This is a genomic window from Paraburkholderia rhynchosiae (genome assembly GCF_002879865.1).
In the GTDB taxonomy this organism is placed as follows: Bacteria; Pseudomonadota; Gammaproteobacteria; order Burkholderiales; family Burkholderiaceae; genus Paraburkholderia; species Paraburkholderia rhynchosiae.
Window position 1 is genome coordinate 62,619 of record NZ_PNXY01000029.1, and the last position, 15,559, is coordinate 78,177.

The 15,559-nt window shown below is 60.2% G+C and carries 10 protein-coding genes and 3 pseudogenes; 6 read left to right on the plus strand and 7 right to left on the minus strand.

Translation table 11 applies throughout. The features are described from left to right. Positions 1-105: 105 nt before the first annotated feature. From C0Z16_RS29410 to C0Z16_RS29435, 7 genes are all read right to left on the minus strand, one after another. Positions 106-1,245 (minus strand): thiolase family protein, encoded by a 1,140-nt coding sequence (locus C0Z16_RS29410; protein WP_102635562.1) that lies wholly within the window; start codon positions 1,243-1,245, stop codon positions 106-108. Beyond that, on the minus strand, positions 1,220-1,513 hold the full coding sequence (locus C0Z16_RS29415) for a PhlB family protein (protein WP_102635563.1): 294 nt from the start codon (positions 1,511-1,513) through the stop codon (positions 1,220-1,222). Before C0Z16_RS29415 ends, C0Z16_RS29410 begins: the two co-directional genes overlap by 26 nt. A 29-nt stretch (positions 1,514-1,542) precedes the next feature. Beyond that, on the minus strand, positions 1,543-3,666 hold the full coding sequence (locus tag C0Z16_RS29420; protein WP_158244535.1) for a 3-hydroxyacyl-CoA dehydrogenase NAD-binding domain-containing protein: 2,124 nt from the start codon (positions 3,664-3,666) through the stop codon (positions 1,543-1,545). Between the two features lie 932 nt (positions 3,667-4,598). Beyond that, positions 4,599-4,736, minus strand: a complete 138-nt coding sequence (locus C0Z16_RS39650) for a homogentisate 1,2-dioxygenase (protein WP_407070706.1) — start codon at positions 4,734-4,736, stop codon at positions 4,599-4,601. 267 nt (positions 4,737-5,003) lie between these two features. After that, positions 5,004-5,966 carry an alpha/beta hydrolase gene (locus C0Z16_RS29425; RefSeq protein WP_146014368.1) on the minus strand — a complete coding sequence of 321 codons (963 nt, stop codon included), beginning with the start codon at positions 5,964-5,966 and terminating at the stop codon, positions 5,004-5,006. A 179-nt stretch (positions 5,967-6,145) separates the two neighbouring features. Then, positions 6,146-7,369 carry an acyl-CoA dehydrogenase family protein gene (locus tag C0Z16_RS29430; protein WP_102635566.1) on the minus strand — a complete coding sequence of 408 codons (1,224 nt, stop codon included), beginning with the start codon at positions 7,367-7,369 and terminating at the stop codon, positions 6,146-6,148. 55 nt (positions 7,370-7,424) lie between these two features. Next, entirely contained in the window at positions 7,425-8,006 is a 582-nt protein-coding gene (locus tag C0Z16_RS29435; protein ID WP_102635567.1) for a flavin reductase family protein, read from the minus strand. 672 nt (positions 8,007-8,678) lie between these two features. On the opposite strand from C0Z16_RS29435, the pseudogene C0Z16_RS29440 reads away from it, so the two are divergent. The 6 genes and pseudogenes from C0Z16_RS29440 to C0Z16_RS29465 form a co-directional block, all read left to right on the plus strand. Continuing rightward, a pseudogene (locus C0Z16_RS29440) lies at positions 8,679-9,089 on the plus strand (SDR family NAD(P)-dependent oxidoreductase); the annotation flags it as partial. A 153-nt stretch (positions 9,090-9,242) separates the two neighbouring features. After that, positions 9,243-10,390: pseudogene (locus C0Z16_RS29445) on the plus strand (thiolase family protein). 613 nt (positions 10,391-11,003) lie between these two features. Continuing rightward, positions 11,004-12,692, plus strand: coding sequence for a tannase/feruloyl esterase family alpha/beta hydrolase (locus C0Z16_RS29450; RefSeq protein ID WP_102635568.1), 1,689 nt, complete (start codon positions 11,004-11,006; stop codon positions 12,690-12,692). 807 nt (positions 12,693-13,499) lie between these two features. Beyond that, a pseudogene (locus C0Z16_RS29455) lies at positions 13,500-13,717 on the plus strand (MFS transporter); the annotation flags it as partial. Between the two features lie 666 nt (positions 13,718-14,383). Beyond that, complete coding sequence (locus C0Z16_RS29460; protein ID WP_102635569.1) at positions 14,384-14,983, plus strand: TetR/AcrR family transcriptional regulator; 600 nt, start codon at positions 14,384-14,386, stop codon at positions 14,981-14,983. Between the two features lie 83 nt (positions 14,984-15,066). Then, positions 15,067-15,559, plus strand: a 493-nt coding sequence (locus C0Z16_RS29465) for an SDR family NAD(P)-dependent oxidoreductase (RefSeq protein WP_146014369.1), incomplete at its 3' end; no start/stop codon positions are given.

Here is a 15,559-nt window from a genome sequence, read left to right on the forward strand (position 1 = left end):
TGGATTGCGACGTACAGTTAGCGGAAACCTTACAGAGGCATGAGCCATAGCGGACGCGGAATTCTCCGGCTTAGCGTCCACATCATTGGAATCGCGCTGAGATCCCTAGTCGCGCACCAGCACCTGCACCACGCAGACGGAGCCGGCTCCAAGCAGATGGCACATTCCCACTCGGTCCCTGCCGCGGAGCCGGCGCACAGTTTCCCAAATCTGCGCAAGGCCTGTCGGCCCACCGGGATGACCACGCGCGAGCAGCCCGCCGTCGGTTGAAAACTCCGGCAAGCCGAAGCGCTCCCGCGAACCGGGTCCGAATGCACCTTCGCCGACTAACGCTTCCGTCTGGCCCGGTTGGGAAAACCCAAGGAGCTCGTAGTACATCAGTTCCTCCACGGCGAATGCATCGTGCACCTGCACAACGTCGACATCTGAGCGTTTCACCGACGCCTGCGTCAACGCCTGGGCCGCGGTTCGCTGTGAAAGTTCCGGCGGACCCACAATTGCGCCTTCAAGGATTAATTCAGGCGAGTACGCGTCGCTTCCGAATGCGCTGCCGGCCAGACGTATCCGGGGTTGCGTCGCGCCCACCGGCCAACTATCGTCGCTGCACAGCACGGCCGCCGCCGCACCTTCTCCCCAAGGGGTGCACATCATCGACGTGAAAGGATCAGCGATCATGCGGCTCCCTAGCACCCGCTCGATCGTGACGGGCTCGGGGGCACGGCGGGCGGCGAAAGGGTTCTCCCGCGCATAGTTCCAATTCTTTGACGTGATGGCGGCAAGGTGCTCACGCGTCGTGCCCGATTCATGCATGCGACGTTTGGCCCAGAGCGCGAACGAAACGACCGGTGGCAAATTTCCTTCAGCCACGATGATGTCCTCCACCGGCACCGCCTTCTGCGGCGAGTCCATGCCCACGACGAGCACCCGCCGGGCGTCGCCCGAGAGAATTGCCTGCCGAGCGCAGTGCATCGCAGACAACCCGGTGGCGGACGCATTAGTGACGTGCTGGACTGGCACACCGGTTAGCCCAAGTTCTTTGGCGACAAAGATTCCTCGCGGCGACAAGGGATGCGCGGTACCGACGACCACGGCGTCAATGTCGGCGTAGGTCAAATGGGCATCTTGCAATGCCGCGAGAGCAGCATCGCGCCCGAGCTTCACGCCAACGCCAGGTCCGTGATTGCCGAACGGGACCATGCCTACGCCTGCGATCAAAACGTCATTCATGGGAGAATCTCGTCTCATTGGTGGTGTCGCTGGTTTTCGCGATCACGCGATCCCCGATACGATCGGTGCCTTCCGCAAGAAGGGCCTGGATACGAGCGCCGCAGTCGAGATCCACAATCCCATAGGTCTGGCCGTTGAACGTGGTGGAGCTATACAACAGCCCCTGCGCGGCAACTTCGATCAGCTCCGGCTCCCGCAGGGAGCCGTCAGCAACGAGGCTGCGGGGCGGCACGTAGACTTGGCTCGTACTGGAGTCGCGGGCCGCCTTGAGTTGTACGACTGGCAAGTTATTTCTCCTGTTTCCGATAAAACCGATTAGTGCGAGGCGTGAAATGAAGCGCCCGATGCGGCCATCTCGCGCAGGAGTGCTGGAACGACGTACCGGGGTCCGAACTCCGTCGCCATCTCATCGCTGCGTTTCACGAACTGGCGGAGCCCCACCTGGTCGATATGCGCCAGCACGCCACCTCGGAATGCGGGATAGCTCCACCCGAGCACTGCACCGAGATCGAGTGCGAGCGGATCGCTCGCGATGCCTTCGGCAACCACGTGCGTGGTTTCGATAGACTGCATGTTTAGCAGTCGCTCCATCACCACGCTCGCGTCGGGTTGTTGCTGCTGCGAGGGGAAAACAGACGGCAGTTCGTCCCACACCGTCTTGCCCGTGGGCCCATAGCTGTAAACGCCCCCGGCACCCTTGCGTCCAACTCGTCCAGCCCGCAGCAACCGATCAATCACGTCCAATGCCGGCTGCGATTGCACGGCCGTGCCCCGTCCGGCCTTCGCAAGGCTGGTCAGGATGTCCCTCAGCAGGTCATAGGAAGTGAGGTCGCTCATGGCCAAAGGTCCGATGGGGAATCCGGCCATCGCCGCCGCTTTGTCGATCAACTCTGGCGAGACACCTTCGCCCAGCATCTGCAGCGCTTCCCGGGAGTAGGCCGCTACCACCCGGGACGTATAGAAGCCTGGCCCATCATTGACCACGACAGGCGTCTTGCCGAGCAACGCCAGCAGCGACTTTGAGCGAGCGAGCGACTCAGCGCTGGTCTGACTGCCCATCACGACTTCCACGAGTGCCATCCGGTCCACCGGAGCGAAGAAGTGCAGGCCGATGAAGTTTCCAGGGATCTGAACAGTCTCGGCCATCTTCGTGATCGATAGGGTCGAGGTGTTGCTCGCCACGAGGACGTCCGGACCCGCCGCGTCGAAGATCTTCCTGAACACCTCGCTCTTCACTTCCGTGATCTCCGCTACTGCCTCAACGACGGCCTGGCATCCCTCGAGGCGCCCGAAGTCCGTCGTGACTTCAATGCGAGCGAGGGTCTCGTCGCGCTGGCCCTGCCCCATCAGTTGTCGCGTCACGGCAACGTCCAGCGTCTTGGTGATGCGATCGAGTCCCTTGCGCGCCTCTTCCTCTGTGCGGTCGATGAGCACTGTCTCTATGCCGGACCTGGCGCACACCAGAGCGATACCGCCTCCCATTGTCCCGGCGCCCACGACCCCGATACGCGTTGGCGTGAACGTCGCGGCACCGGCTCCGGATTGGGCTGTTTTCCTGACTGCGCCCGTTGCGATGAACTGTGTACGAATGCGATTCTTAGCGGAGGGGGAAATCGCCACCGTCCCGAAACGGCGGGCTTCGATCGCGAGCCCTGCATCAATGTCGACAGCCAATCCCTCCCGCAGCACCTCCAGGACGGCGTGGGGCGCGACATCTTCCGGAGGCGATTTGCGCTGCCGCTCGGTGAACGCATCGTCGAAGAACGCTTGACCTTCGGGCGAGTTCGGCTGAAATCCCGGGTACTGGAATCCCTTGCGATCCCACGGTTGCTGTGCTGATGGATGATCCAGCAGCCACCGGCTGGCGGCATCCAATGCCCGGTCCGCGGGAACAATCTCATCCACGAGGCCGCAGGCCAGCGCCTGCTGCGCGCCGATGGGCTTACCTTCAAGCAACATCTTTGTCGCAGGCGCGATTCCAATAAGCCGCGGCAACCGTTGCGTGCCACCCGCCCCCGGAATCAGCCCAAGATTGACTTCCGGACAGCCAAGCTGCACCCGCGCGTCGTCGCTTGCCACTCTTCGATGGCAGGCGAGCGCAACTTCGAGCCCTCCTCCGAGCGCCGAGCCCGTAATGACTGCGGCGAACGGCTTGGACGAGCGCTCGATCGCGCGCAGGCACGCGCCAACCGGACCCACCATGGCCTGAACTTCTTCCGGCGTCTGGGTTGCGTAAAGCGCCATCAGGTCGCCGCCTGCGACGTAGTCGCGCTTTGCAGACCGGACCAATGCCGCTCTCACTGTGTCATCGTTGATGGCGCGATCGACGGCGCGTGCGAATGCATTGATGGCTGCCGGGGTCTTGACGTTCACAGGACCGTTCGGGTTGTTCCAGGTGATGTGTGCGATGCCATCTTTGTCTACTTCGTAATCAATCACTTCCTCGTTCCTTTCTTTGGTTGTCCTTGCTGGTCCCGCCCGCACCAGTATTCCGAGCAGCACGGCGCCTAGAGGTGGCCTGCTGACGCCAAACCGACAACTCGGCGTCCATCGAGCACCGGCCTCTCCCGTGAATCGCTCTGACGGTCGAGCAATTGCGGTCGGAGGTTTGTTGAGTGAAAGTAAAGCACAATTCACCTACGAAAGTAAATGATCATTCATTTAGGGTTTTCCCCTCAAAGCAGTGTCATCAAACTCTGCTCGACGGCGCGACATCGCGGCAGAGCCGCGGCAGGGGTTGTACCAGATGGAGTACCGTTGAAAAAAGTCCAGACACCGCTGAACTAGCCAGGTGCAGCAGCGCCATTTGTCGACCTAGCAGCAGCGCCGCATCCTGGCTCGCTGTCACGGCGGCCACGCGCGGGCCGCTCGCTCCGACCCACGGTAATCCGGCTGGAAGAATCGGACGGCGGCAACTTATCGGCTCGAAAGTCAGCACGGTCATGTCGCTTGTAAACACAGCGATCGGCCGCGTCTTCGCTGTCCATATGCCCGACGATGTGCTGCAATGCTTGGTGCCTCAAGAGGCACTCAGACTCGGCCGAGCTGCAAAGTCGACGATCTCCCGCGAGTACGAAGTACGCCCGAATCGGAGACGCGAAAGGTGACTCGACGATGCATTTGATGCGCCTGTTCCCGGCATCGGACGCGTACCGCGCCGTTGTTCGACCACACGGGGAGCGTTCGGCTGGTGATCTCGCTCATCGAACTGTACGGCAACTTCGATCGCAACCGCCCAGCGACGACCGGGTGCCCACTGCTGGCCGCGACGCACTGCGTGGCTACTTTCGCAGCTCGGCATCGTTCCGGGTGCGCATCGCAATGAACTCAAGGGCATTTCGTACGATCAGGCTTCCGTAGTGTCAGTCCGCTCATGTCGCCTCCCGGGCGGGAAGCACTTCGCCAGCGCAAGCGCCCATCCGTCCCCGGTGCGGCACGATGAGCAGCTCGCCATCGGCCGAGCAGAAGAAGCGGTCCCTTATCGACTGAGTCGCCGCTTGCAGGTGAATCGTGCAACCCCGTCATCGATGCGACGGAGCCGTTGCGGGCCATCGCCACGAGCGAGTCGACGAAGTCCAAAGGCGCATCTCCAAAGAGCGCCGGCCCCCAGCGAAGCTGACTGGACGGCGTCTTTGGCACCTTTGAGAAGTCGTCTTCCAGCGGTGAGCGCCTTGCAAACGGCCGCCGGACGAATCCGGTATCGAGGCGCCAGCCGAGCCGTCGTGAACGGTCCTCTCGTCAGTAGGCATTTTTGCAAGCGTGAGTTGCATGCAAATTTAATAACGCCTCTTTACACACCTTTGCACGAACTTTGCCATCTCAACTCCCAGGTTGTCCGACTCGAGGCCCAGGTGGTGGACGGAAGTAAAATGGTTTTGGTTCGGAACAAGAAACGTCGTCGTCTTAGCGCCTGGTGTCGCCGCTCTGGCGCTGACCACGGTTCTCCATTGGGAAATGAATTCCGGCGGATCCAATTCGGCCGCGACCAGCAACAGAGGAGCTTCAGTCGCACCGACGCCATCGACTGTTGAATAGCGGCTCGACCCCAAATCACCACCGTAATAAGCGAGCGCGCCTTGAAAAGGAAGCAATGAGGGGGCAAAGATACCTGAAATGAGCACGGCCCCACTGATGGCTGACGAATCAGGGATTTGACCATGATGCCCGGACAGCCAAGAAGCGAGATGCGTTGCGCCGGCTGAATGAGCGATGACGATCAACTGCTCCGTTGATATGCCGAGTCGCGCAGAATTTGCGGCCAGCCAATCGATCGCTCGCTCGATATCTTCAGCACCCGCCGGCCACTGGGCTGTAGGGGCTAAACGGTACGACATTAATGCAGCCGCGAAGCCATGAGAATTGGCCCATGCAGCAACGTTGGAATAAAGATAACTTCCCGGTATGCGGCGGTTCCCAGCGACAAACCCACCACCGTGGACGAAAAGAACGAGCGGCTGGCTCGTTCGCGCTGCATCGACTGTGCGATAAAGATCCAGACAATTCCGTTCATCGGGTCCGTAGCGCAAATCCAGAGCAACCGCGCCGCACGGCGCTTCCACGTCGTGTGCGTGGAGCGGTGCGCAAAGCGTGAGCGACGCTTGAAAGCTCTCCGGAGAGAGAGTCCTGGGAATTCCCCGAACCTTGCCGATATACTCAGGCTCCAGCGGTGGCGCATCCTCAAGTCTCAAAATCGGCATCGTTTTACGCAGCACTGCGCTCCAAAAGAAGATGTTATGCAAGATCCGATGTAAATGGCCTGCTCACTGCTAAGCGATCTACTCGAAGCCACGGTCATCGGAGCCTCGGTGATAAGCCACCTGCTACACGGCTGTCCCGGACGATAGCGGCTGGCGTTAAGCCTTCCGAACCGGTTTCTCAGTTCCATCGGGTTCCCTCCCGATCCACATTTTGGCGGATGTCATTCAGCAGCGGCATCAACAAGGCCCAGGAAGCTCCACTGCTTGCCCGGTGCCAATCCCGCCAATTCCTTGCCGCACTCGCCGAGCAGCACAGGCGACGAGGTGATGTGTTGTGAACCCGCGTGCATGTCCCTGTAGATCCGCTGGATGATTCCACTTCTCAGCGAAACACCGCCAGCCGCCTTGAAGGCGAAATTACATGCTTCCACAGCCGTCCACGTTGCATGATTCAACGCGAGCCTGATTAACGTGACGTGCCGGGTTGTAAAAGGCTCTCCTTGGCGAAGCGCGTTTTCGACGCTCGTCCACGTCTCGAATGCCAGCGAGCGCGCCGCTTTGACCCTCGCTTCCATCCATGCGTAGCCTTCTAGGAAACTCGACGAGCTGGCAATTGAATTCGGGGCCGCAGCCTTTGCACGCGCCAAAGCGGCGGTTTCGTCAAGAATGCGCTTGGCCTGCCCGAGAGCAAATGCAGTGTGCCCGACGGTGCCGATACCAATCGTGCCAGTCCGGTACGTCCATCCGCCGCGTAGGGGTTCAGTCACCCGCGCCGTATAACAGAAATGTTCAGGTACGAAGACATCCTCTATTGAATAGTCAATGCTGCCCGTCGCTCGCAGCCCTATAACATCCCAGTTATCGTGAAAATTTACTTTTTCCCGTGGCACGTTGAGAATTAGCGTCTCCGCCGTTCCGTTGCGCAACGTTCGCGGACGCCCTTCTTCGTAGACGATTGCACCAGCGTGCACATAATGGGCATGCTTAACGCCGCTGCCGTAACTCCACTTACCTGTGAGCCTGTAGCCCCCTGGAACAGCGGTTGCCTTCCCATTCGGGATGCCTTGCCCGGCCGCGACGGTCAGTCCGCTGCCAAACATCGCCTCCACAGCAGAATCGCCCAGAAAAGCGCCGGCCGCAGATGTGCACAGTCCGGTTGCAAACAGAACCCAGGCGGTGGGCCCGTCCATTTCGGCAACCGTTTCAATTAACTTCAATGCCTCTACCGGCGACAGCTCCCACCCGCCTACTTCCTTTGGCGCGAAATATCCGAACAGACTGATCTCGGTGAGGGCATCGACCACCGCAGGCGCCAGCATTCCACGAGCTTCATTTCCTGGTGCGTTTTCTTCAATCAGTGGCCGCAACTCTTTTACTTGTCTCATGAGGTGCTGAAAGGAAAAGTCCGCCCGACCAAGATGTCTCGTGGCATCCGAAACGTACATGTTTGCTCCCAGATAGTTTTCGATGAAATTAGAAGGCTGACGCTTCAACCCCGCTTCAACCCCAACTGTCAAAGTCCAGCATCGACTCAGTACGCACGGGTTCTTGCCAATGGTGGCTGCCCAGCTTGCCGCCGTAAAAAAGCAGCGGCTTGCCCTCGGCGCATTTCATCCACTGAAGTTGAGCCACGATCAGTCGATGGTCTCCAGCGTCCAGGGTGGTGTGAACCTTTACTGCGAATTGAGCAAGAGAGTTCTGGAGCACCGGCACATTGCGATACCAGTCATATCTCGGATCCAACGTGTCACAGGGCTTACCTCCGAAATGCGCGCACTCCGCAATCTGCTTAGAAGAAAGAAATGAGATGCCGAAGCGCGGGTCCGTAGAATTCAAGAACGTCAGGAAGCCCGCGGTATGCGCAATTGAGACAACCACGAACGGCGGGTCGAGGGAAACGGACATGAACGCATTTGCAGTCATTGAGCGCACACCGCCAGCATGGGAAACGCTTAGCACTGTCACACCACTAGCGAACAGCCCCATCGCCCTTCTGAACTCACCGGCAGACAGTGCCTCACCGGTAACGCTATCCCACTCTGCCTGCTGACGTGTGTCGATGCTCCGCTGGGGATGACTCATTGTTGCACCCTGAAAGATCGGCGATGGTGTGATTAGAGCCGATCAGGACACAGGAGTAAATGGTAATTCACCCATAGTTTACCCCAACACAGCAATCGGGCGGACCAGCGACGAATACTGCATCGACGCGAGGGATCAAGACCGTCGGATGCGTCTCCATTGGGACGATCAACTGTCACTGAGAAGGTAAGACCGAATGAATATGAGTTCACTTTTATCCCCGCCGTGCTTGAGATTCGGTACGGTGCGCGCTCGCCCCGAGTTTTGACGCTGCTCAGCAGCGGACGAGGGCGAACGCGATCGTCCATGCAATCGCTTCACCACGTTGCACGGAGGGTCCGAGCTCCGAATAGGCGAGACTAAATGATGACCGCTGCGGGGTTCGCCCAACCTACCGACACCACGACGGAGGCACGCTCATGCTTAAGTGCCGCAATCGGCCGCTATCTGTCCGGGGGGATTGAGGCGGGAGGTTGAAGGCGGTGGTGGCTTCGGCTGAGAATTTGATTGTCGACGTCGGAAACCCGGGAACAACAAACCAGAAGAAGCCTATGGGCATGGAAGTATCCCTGCGTGCCGCTTACGATGATCAGCCAGTAGGTGGTCGAGAACGTAGCTCGTCGGCGGAGGCTGCGCGGCAGCGTGCCGGTCATGTCGCAAGACGCTTCAGGCAACATGGTGCGGCTAGGCGCGGCCTGCATGGCCGGGAACATGCCCGACTCCGATGGCGAGCGCGGGGTCATCATTAACACCGCGTCAGTCGCAGCTTTCGATGGCCAGATCGGGCAAGCGGGCTACGCCGCCTCCAAAGGCGGAGTGGTCGCGATGACGCTGCCCATCGCACGCGAATTGGCGCGCCACGGCATTCGCATGGTCGCCATCGCGCCTGGGATCATGCAAACGCCTATGCTGAAAGGCATGCCCACGGAGGTACAGGACGCGCTCGGAAAGATGGTCCCCTTTCCTGCGCGTCTCGGACGGCCTGACGAATTCGCGAGGCTTGTGCAGCACATCCTCGAAAACGCCTACCTCAACGGCGAGGTGGTTCGCCTTGATGGCGCCATCCGCATGGCGGCCAGGTGACCCGGTGTCCGGCGCACTCATCATGATGCCAGCTGCCGCTTGCTGCGGTCGGCCTCAGTCGCCGGGCCCGAATGTGGTCAACTGAATTCCTCCGCGACGAAACCTTTGTTCACCCCTTGCAACGCCGCCATGGAGCGGCGGATGGAGACTCGCATGCCTACCTCTTCGACTTCCAATGATCCCGTCGTTATCGTCGGTGCCGCACGCACGCCGCTGGGTGGCTTCCAGGGCGACTTCGCCTCGCTGACAGCGCCGCAGCTCGGTGCCGAAGCGATCCGTGCCGCAGTGCATCGGGCCGGGCTGCAGCCTGAGGCCATAGACGAGATGCTGATGGGCTGCGTGCTGCCCGCCGGCCTGGGCCAGGCGCCCGCACGTCAAGCGGCGCTGGAGGCCGGGTTGCCGCTTTCGGCGGGCTGCACCACCATCAATAAGGTCTGCGGCTCGGGTATGAAAGCCGCGATGCTGGTGCACGATGTGCTGTTGACGGGGAGTCAACGCGTGATCATGGCCGGCGGCATGGAATCCATGAGCAACGCGCCGTATCTGTTGCCCAAGGCGCGCTCGGGCCAGCGCCTGGGGCATGGCCAGATGCTGGACCACATGTTCTTCGACGGCCTTGAGGACCACTACGGCACCGCCTCCAACGGCCGCCTGATGGGCACCTTCGCCGAGGACTGCGCGCGCAACAGGCGCAGCGCGATGGTCTGTTCCGGTGGGAGATCGCGCCGGTGACGTTGCCGGGCCGCAGCGGCGACAGATTCGTCGACGCGGACGCGGCGCCAGCGAAGGCCCAACTGGACAAGATCCCCACCCTCAAACCCGCCTTCGGCAAGGATGGCACCGTCACGGCAGCGAACTCCAGTTCGATCTCCGATGGTGCAGCAGCGTTGGTGCTGATGCGCCAGTCCGCCGCACGCGAGCATGGCTTATCAACGCTGCCCGTTATCCATGCGCATGCCACGCACTCACAGGAGCCGGCCTGGTTCACTGCTGCGCCCGTGGGTGCGATCCAGAAGCTGCTCGCCAAGGTGGGGGGGCAGGTTGACGATGTCGACCTGTGGGAGATCAATGAGGCCTTCGCCGTGGTGGTCATGGACGCGATGCGCGGGCTGTCGCTGCCGCACGAGCGCGTGAATGTGCATGGCGCGGCCTGCGCGCTGGGTCACCCAATCGGCGCTACCGGCGCACGTCTTGTCGTGACACTGCTGGCCGCACTTCGCCTGCGCGGTGCCAGGCGCGGCGTGGCAAGCGTGTGCATCGGCGGAGGCGAGCCCACGGCCCTGACCATTGAGATCGTCTGAGCCGCCCCCTACCCTGAAGCTACTCCGACCGCCACACCTCTATCTCGTACGGTTCGGGTACACGACCGAGGAGTCTGCTTTATCACAACCGCGATCGTAATGTGGACGGTAGGCGTGCGAGCACGCGAGTTCGTGCCGATGATCAAAGATCCGTTGCGCGGTTTGATCCCGACGCAGACCTGGCGTTAATGAACGATGCCGTGGAGAAGCAGCGTCGCGCAAGCGTATGAGACAGAGCTCTCCGCGCCACAGCTCGCATTCTTTCGGACGGCCGGCCCGAACGGCGAACCGTCAGCTCGCAAGAGGCTACTGGCGCGTAACTCCGCACATTGGATCGCGCGCGCGGATGGTTGAGCCGGGGAGCAAAGAACTTCACAGCGCTAGGAAAGATCCGCCTGTCCACAGACCTCATTCAAACTGAGGTCGAAGGACATGGATTGAGGCTCCAATCAGGCTGACACTGCAATCGCTTTTGGCATGAAGCGTCGCCAAAATTCCAAGCATATGGCGGGCAGTTCCAGATTAACGACTCACGAAAATAGCAGCACAGAAGAGCAAGGACTGCTCGGAATCAGAAAGTCAGTATGGCGGCAATAATTATACGGAGACGAGAATGAGAAATCGGTTAACGAGCGGCCGAAGCTCGGCAATTTTACGTGCTTTGTTAGCGGCATCAACTATTGCCATATCCGGCTGCGGCGGCCATGACTCCGCGCCGGCAAACCCCGCGGCGCAGACGTCGGCTGCGATGTGTGGTGCGTTGGCTGGCATGACGGTTCCCAGCTCCTCCATCGGATTAGCGACAACCGGTGCCACTGTCGTATCCGCCACGCTCGTTGCTGATACGGATCCCGGCAATACAAATGGTGAGTATTGCAAAGTACTTGCAAGTATTCATCCGGTGGATTTCAACGCGCCCGATATTCATGCGGAGGTGGACCTTCCGACTAACTTCAACGGAAAATCTGTTCACTTTGGTGGCGGGGGTTTTGATGGCACCATCCCCGCTACTGAGGGCTCGCCGTTCGATGGTTTCATAGCCGGCGCAGAGCCAGCAGGCGTCACAACGCCGTTGCGCAGAGGTTACGTGACTCTTGGGAGCGACAGCGGGCATGAGGGAACCCTCTTCGATGGATCATTCGCAGAAAATGATGAGGCGCTCGCTAATTACGCAGGCGACCACATTAAGAAGACGCATGATTTTGCGGAGTACATCGCAAAGAGACGTTATGGCTTGGCCTTTGTGCACAGTTATTTTATTGGCGGATCGAGCGGCGGACGACAAGCCCTGGTGGCGGCGCAGCGATTCCCACAAGACTACGACGGTATCATCTCGACATTTCCCGCCTCGGGAATTACAGGACTATGGCTCCAAATGGGGAGAATTTCGAAATCCCTCCTTGCGCCCGGAGGATACGTCACCGCTGCTAAAGGCAAAGCAGTTCTCGCAGCGGTCATGAACCAATGCGACGCTTTGGATGGCGTGGCTGACGGCATAATTAGCAACCCTTCAGCGTGCGTGTTCGATCCAACGCTGATTCGCTGCACCGGCGGAGTCGACACCGGTGACACGTGCCTGTCCGACGCGCAAATCAATACAATGGCCACCGCTGGGACACCGGTTAACCTTAGCTTTGCACTGGCGAACGGAATTCAAACGTTTCCAGCATACAACGCATTCGCCGGTACCGACTTTTGGTCAAACCCGTTGGCTTGGGGCGCGTCCGCCACCGATGCGACAATCGAACCCGGGGTTCTCGGAAAAAGCGCGTTTTATTACACGTTCTCAAACGACATGCTCCGATTTGCGGTCGCTCGCGATCCCGGCTTGAGCATTCTAAATTTCGATCCTACCAGCCCGGGACCGCTAGCCGCGCACGTCCAGGCAGTGAGCGCGCTCATGGATAGCACGAGCACTGACTTGACTCGATTCCAAAGTCGCGGTGGCAAGATCATTCTCCAACATGGACAAGCTGACCAGTTCATTCCAGCGCAACTGTCGATTGACTACTATAACCGTCTGGTATCCAGGTTCGGGCAGGGGCCGCTCGATCAATTTCTGAAATTTTACCTGGTTCCGGGCGCGGCGCATGGGGGCGGCGGACAGTTCAATGGTTCATACGATGGTCTGACGGCACTCGACAATTGGGTCACCAAAGGCGTCGAGCCCCACAACCTGACGATCACCGACCTCGCTCCGCCAGCCGCTGGACGTACCCGACCATTGTGCGAATATCCAGAGTGGCCAAAATACGTCGGCGGCGACCAGAATCTTGCAACTAGCTTTGTATGCGCGAACTAGTTCGGTTGGCAGCGCGCGCCCGTCCGCAGTGTCTGGCGAGTATCCTTACGCCCGGTTCTGCCAACGCTACCGCGATTGGGCGCATACGCTCCGACCCAGTGCAATGCGCCCCGTCATTACCGAAGCGCAGGACATCCCGCTCGCGGCCACAGTGACCGGGGCCGTCCGCCACACATCCCTGCTCAATTGGAGGTGTTGGTCGAAGCCGCCCGTCCATCGACGGTAACGGTAACGGTGGCAGACCACAATTAAAGCCTCAGGTCGTTCAGGGCTTCCACTGGCTCAGGCGCCGCATATGCGGGGCTTTCTACCGCCGCATTCGCTTTCTCGTCGATCGTGCGGTGACTCACTGGCAGCCATGCGAACGTCTGATTTGTGATTCGGCGCAATGGCCTCGGTCGAAGATATGAACTGAGAGCCCTCCATCGCGGATTGTCGTGATCGGTGGCGCTGAAGGGCAGATTATCCGTTCCGCTCGTCGTCATCTTCCAGTCCGTCCTGAGACCGGGGGTGGAGAGCGGGTGACCCGGCCAGTAGCTGCCGGCAGTGCCGCAATGCCGGCAAACGCGGATGTTCGGCGGCCTCATCCAAGTTGAAGTTGATGGACATGGACTGCCGGTGTCGTCCCGCTGAAACTGCTTACAGGACAGACCAACGGCCAATCGAGTCGCGACAAGGCCGCCCCATCCAGGGCGCTGTTGGAGCCCGCGTGGACTTCGCCCACGACGTTAAACCAAAGGAGACAAGATGAACCAGATAGACGTGCACTCACTCGCGGGCTAGGCAAGATTCGATGGCTTTCACACCCTGGTCCTGTTCTGGTGTCTATTGATGCTGATACTCGACGGCTACGATCTTGCCGTCGTGGATGCAGCGCTGCCATCAATCATGAAGGACATGGGCATCGACGCGACCAGGGCCGGCGTCATGGCCGGATCGGCACTTTTTGGCGTGATGGTCGGGCGATTTTCCTTGGCACGCTGGGTGACCGTTTCGGCCGACCTATGATGATCTGTGTATGCTTGGGATCGCAATGCGGCCCCGAGATCCCGGTCAAACGAATCGTCCCGCCCAGAGATGACCGCATGCAGGCCGCCCTCGTCACCCCCCAGAGTGACCACGTCCGCATACGGTGTCAGCCGTTCGCGTATGGCGTTCCGCATCGCCCCATAGTGACGTCGCACCCTGCGCAGATGCCGATCCAGTTCACCGGACACGAGCAACATCTCGACGACCTTCTGCACCGGCCACGACACATCAGTACGTTCACGTTCGATGAGATCAGCCGGCGCGGCAGCTGCGGCTGGCCGTGCGACGATGGAGCCAACACGAAGTGAAGGACTCACTGACTTCGCGAACGTACTTGGGGTTGCTTCAGAAAACGGAAAATAAAGCACGTTAGCGACAGGCCAGCGTCGCAAGTCGACCTCAGGCCGTACTCTTCCGAAAGCACGTAGATCGCTTTGGCACGGAACAGCGAGCGCCGATTATCGTCGGAAAAGTCGAAGCGACCTGCCGGGCCGGCAAGGGATAATTCGCGGCGTCACTCTGTTCCACTGCACCTTAAACCCCGACTGAAAGGGCGGTGCCTCCCATCAAGTGCACGATCGCTAAGCATCTGACCAAAACAATCGCAAGCAAGTGGATGGTTTCGCCCAAAAACATAACAACACGTTTTTTTGAAACTGTGTATGATGACCATCATGCGAAATACGAAACTTAGCACCAGAACGGCAGCCAAGGAAGCCTCACACGAGCGCATCGTGTGCGTCGCTGCGCGGGCGATCCGTCGCAGCGGCTACGACGGAACCGGAGTTGCCGACATCATGAAGGAGGCCGGCCTGACCCATGGCGCCTTCTACGCCCACTTCGCCTCGCGCGAGGCCATGCTGGCGGAAGCAGCGGGGCGGGCCTGTGCGGAAGCGGCGGCCGCAGCGGCAGACGGCGTTGCCAGCGTGCCCCCCGAACAGGCTTTGACCTACATGTTCCACGCCTACCTCTCGCGAGAGAACCTGGAGCAGGTGGAGCGCGGATGCCCCCTGGCCGCGCTGGCCTCGGAAACCGCGCGCCAAACGCCCGAAGTCCGGCGCGTGTCCACCCGGTACATCAAGGAAATGGTCGATCTTGTTGCCCGCCAGTCGCCAGATTGGGGGCAGCCCGGTTCCCACGAACGCGCCCTAGTGTCCGTCGCCACGATGGTTGGCACCTTGTTGTTGGCCCGCATCGCCGATGAGCCTGCGCTATCGGACAGCCTGCGCGCGGCCGCCTTGCAGCACCTGCCCGTCGCCTGACGCCATTTAATCCCATCGATTTTTCGCTCGTACATTCATATGATGCGCATCATTCGAGATTCAAAAACTAACGGAAAAACAGCGTGAACACGAAGAACAAAGTGGCCCTCGTAACAGGGGCCTCGTCGGGCATAGGCGAAGCCACTGCGCAGCGGCTGTCAAAAGCTGGTTACAAGGTATACGGCACCAGCCGGCGCGGCGGCCGAGTGGGCCAGCGAGCGTTCGAGATGCTGCCGCTCGATGTGACCCAAGACGCGTCGGTCGATGCTTTGGTCCAGCAACTGATCCAATTGGAGGGCCGCATCGACCTGCTGGTCAACAACGCTGGCTTCGGAGTCGCTCCAGCCGGCGCGGAAGAGAGTTCGATTGCGCAGGCCCAGGCTATCTTCGACACCAACTTCTTCGGCATGGTACGGATGATCCGGTCCGTCGTACCGCATATGCGTCGACAGGGGAGTGGTCGCATCATCAACATGGGCTCCGTGGTGGGGTTCCTACCCGCACCTTATATGGCGCTGTACTCCGCCACCAAGCACGCGGTCGCCGGCTATTCGGAATCGCTAGACCATGAACTGC

What these genes read in the sequence shown, in the direction of transcription:
- C0Z16_RS29430 (WP_102635566.1), bottom strand. Translation starts at nt 7,369, where the DNA reads ATGTACGTTTCGGATGCCACGAGACATCTTGGTCGGGCGGACTTTTCC.
- C0Z16_RS29410 (WP_102635562.1), bottom strand. Translation starts at nt 1,245, where the DNA reads ATGAGACGAGATTCTCCCATGAATGACGTTTTGATCGCAGGCGTAGGC.
- C0Z16_RS29435 (WP_102635567.1), bottom strand. Translation starts at nt 8,006, where the DNA reads ATGAGTCATCCCCAGCGGAGCATCGACACACGTCAGCAGGCAGAGTGG.
- C0Z16_RS29450 (WP_102635568.1), top strand. Translation starts at nt 11,004, where the DNA reads ATGAGAAATCGGTTAACGAGCGGCCGAAGCTCGGCAATTTTACGTGCT.
- C0Z16_RS29460 (WP_102635569.1), top strand. Translation starts at nt 14,384, where the DNA reads ATGATGACCATCATGCGAAATACGAAACTTAGCACCAGAACGGCAGCC.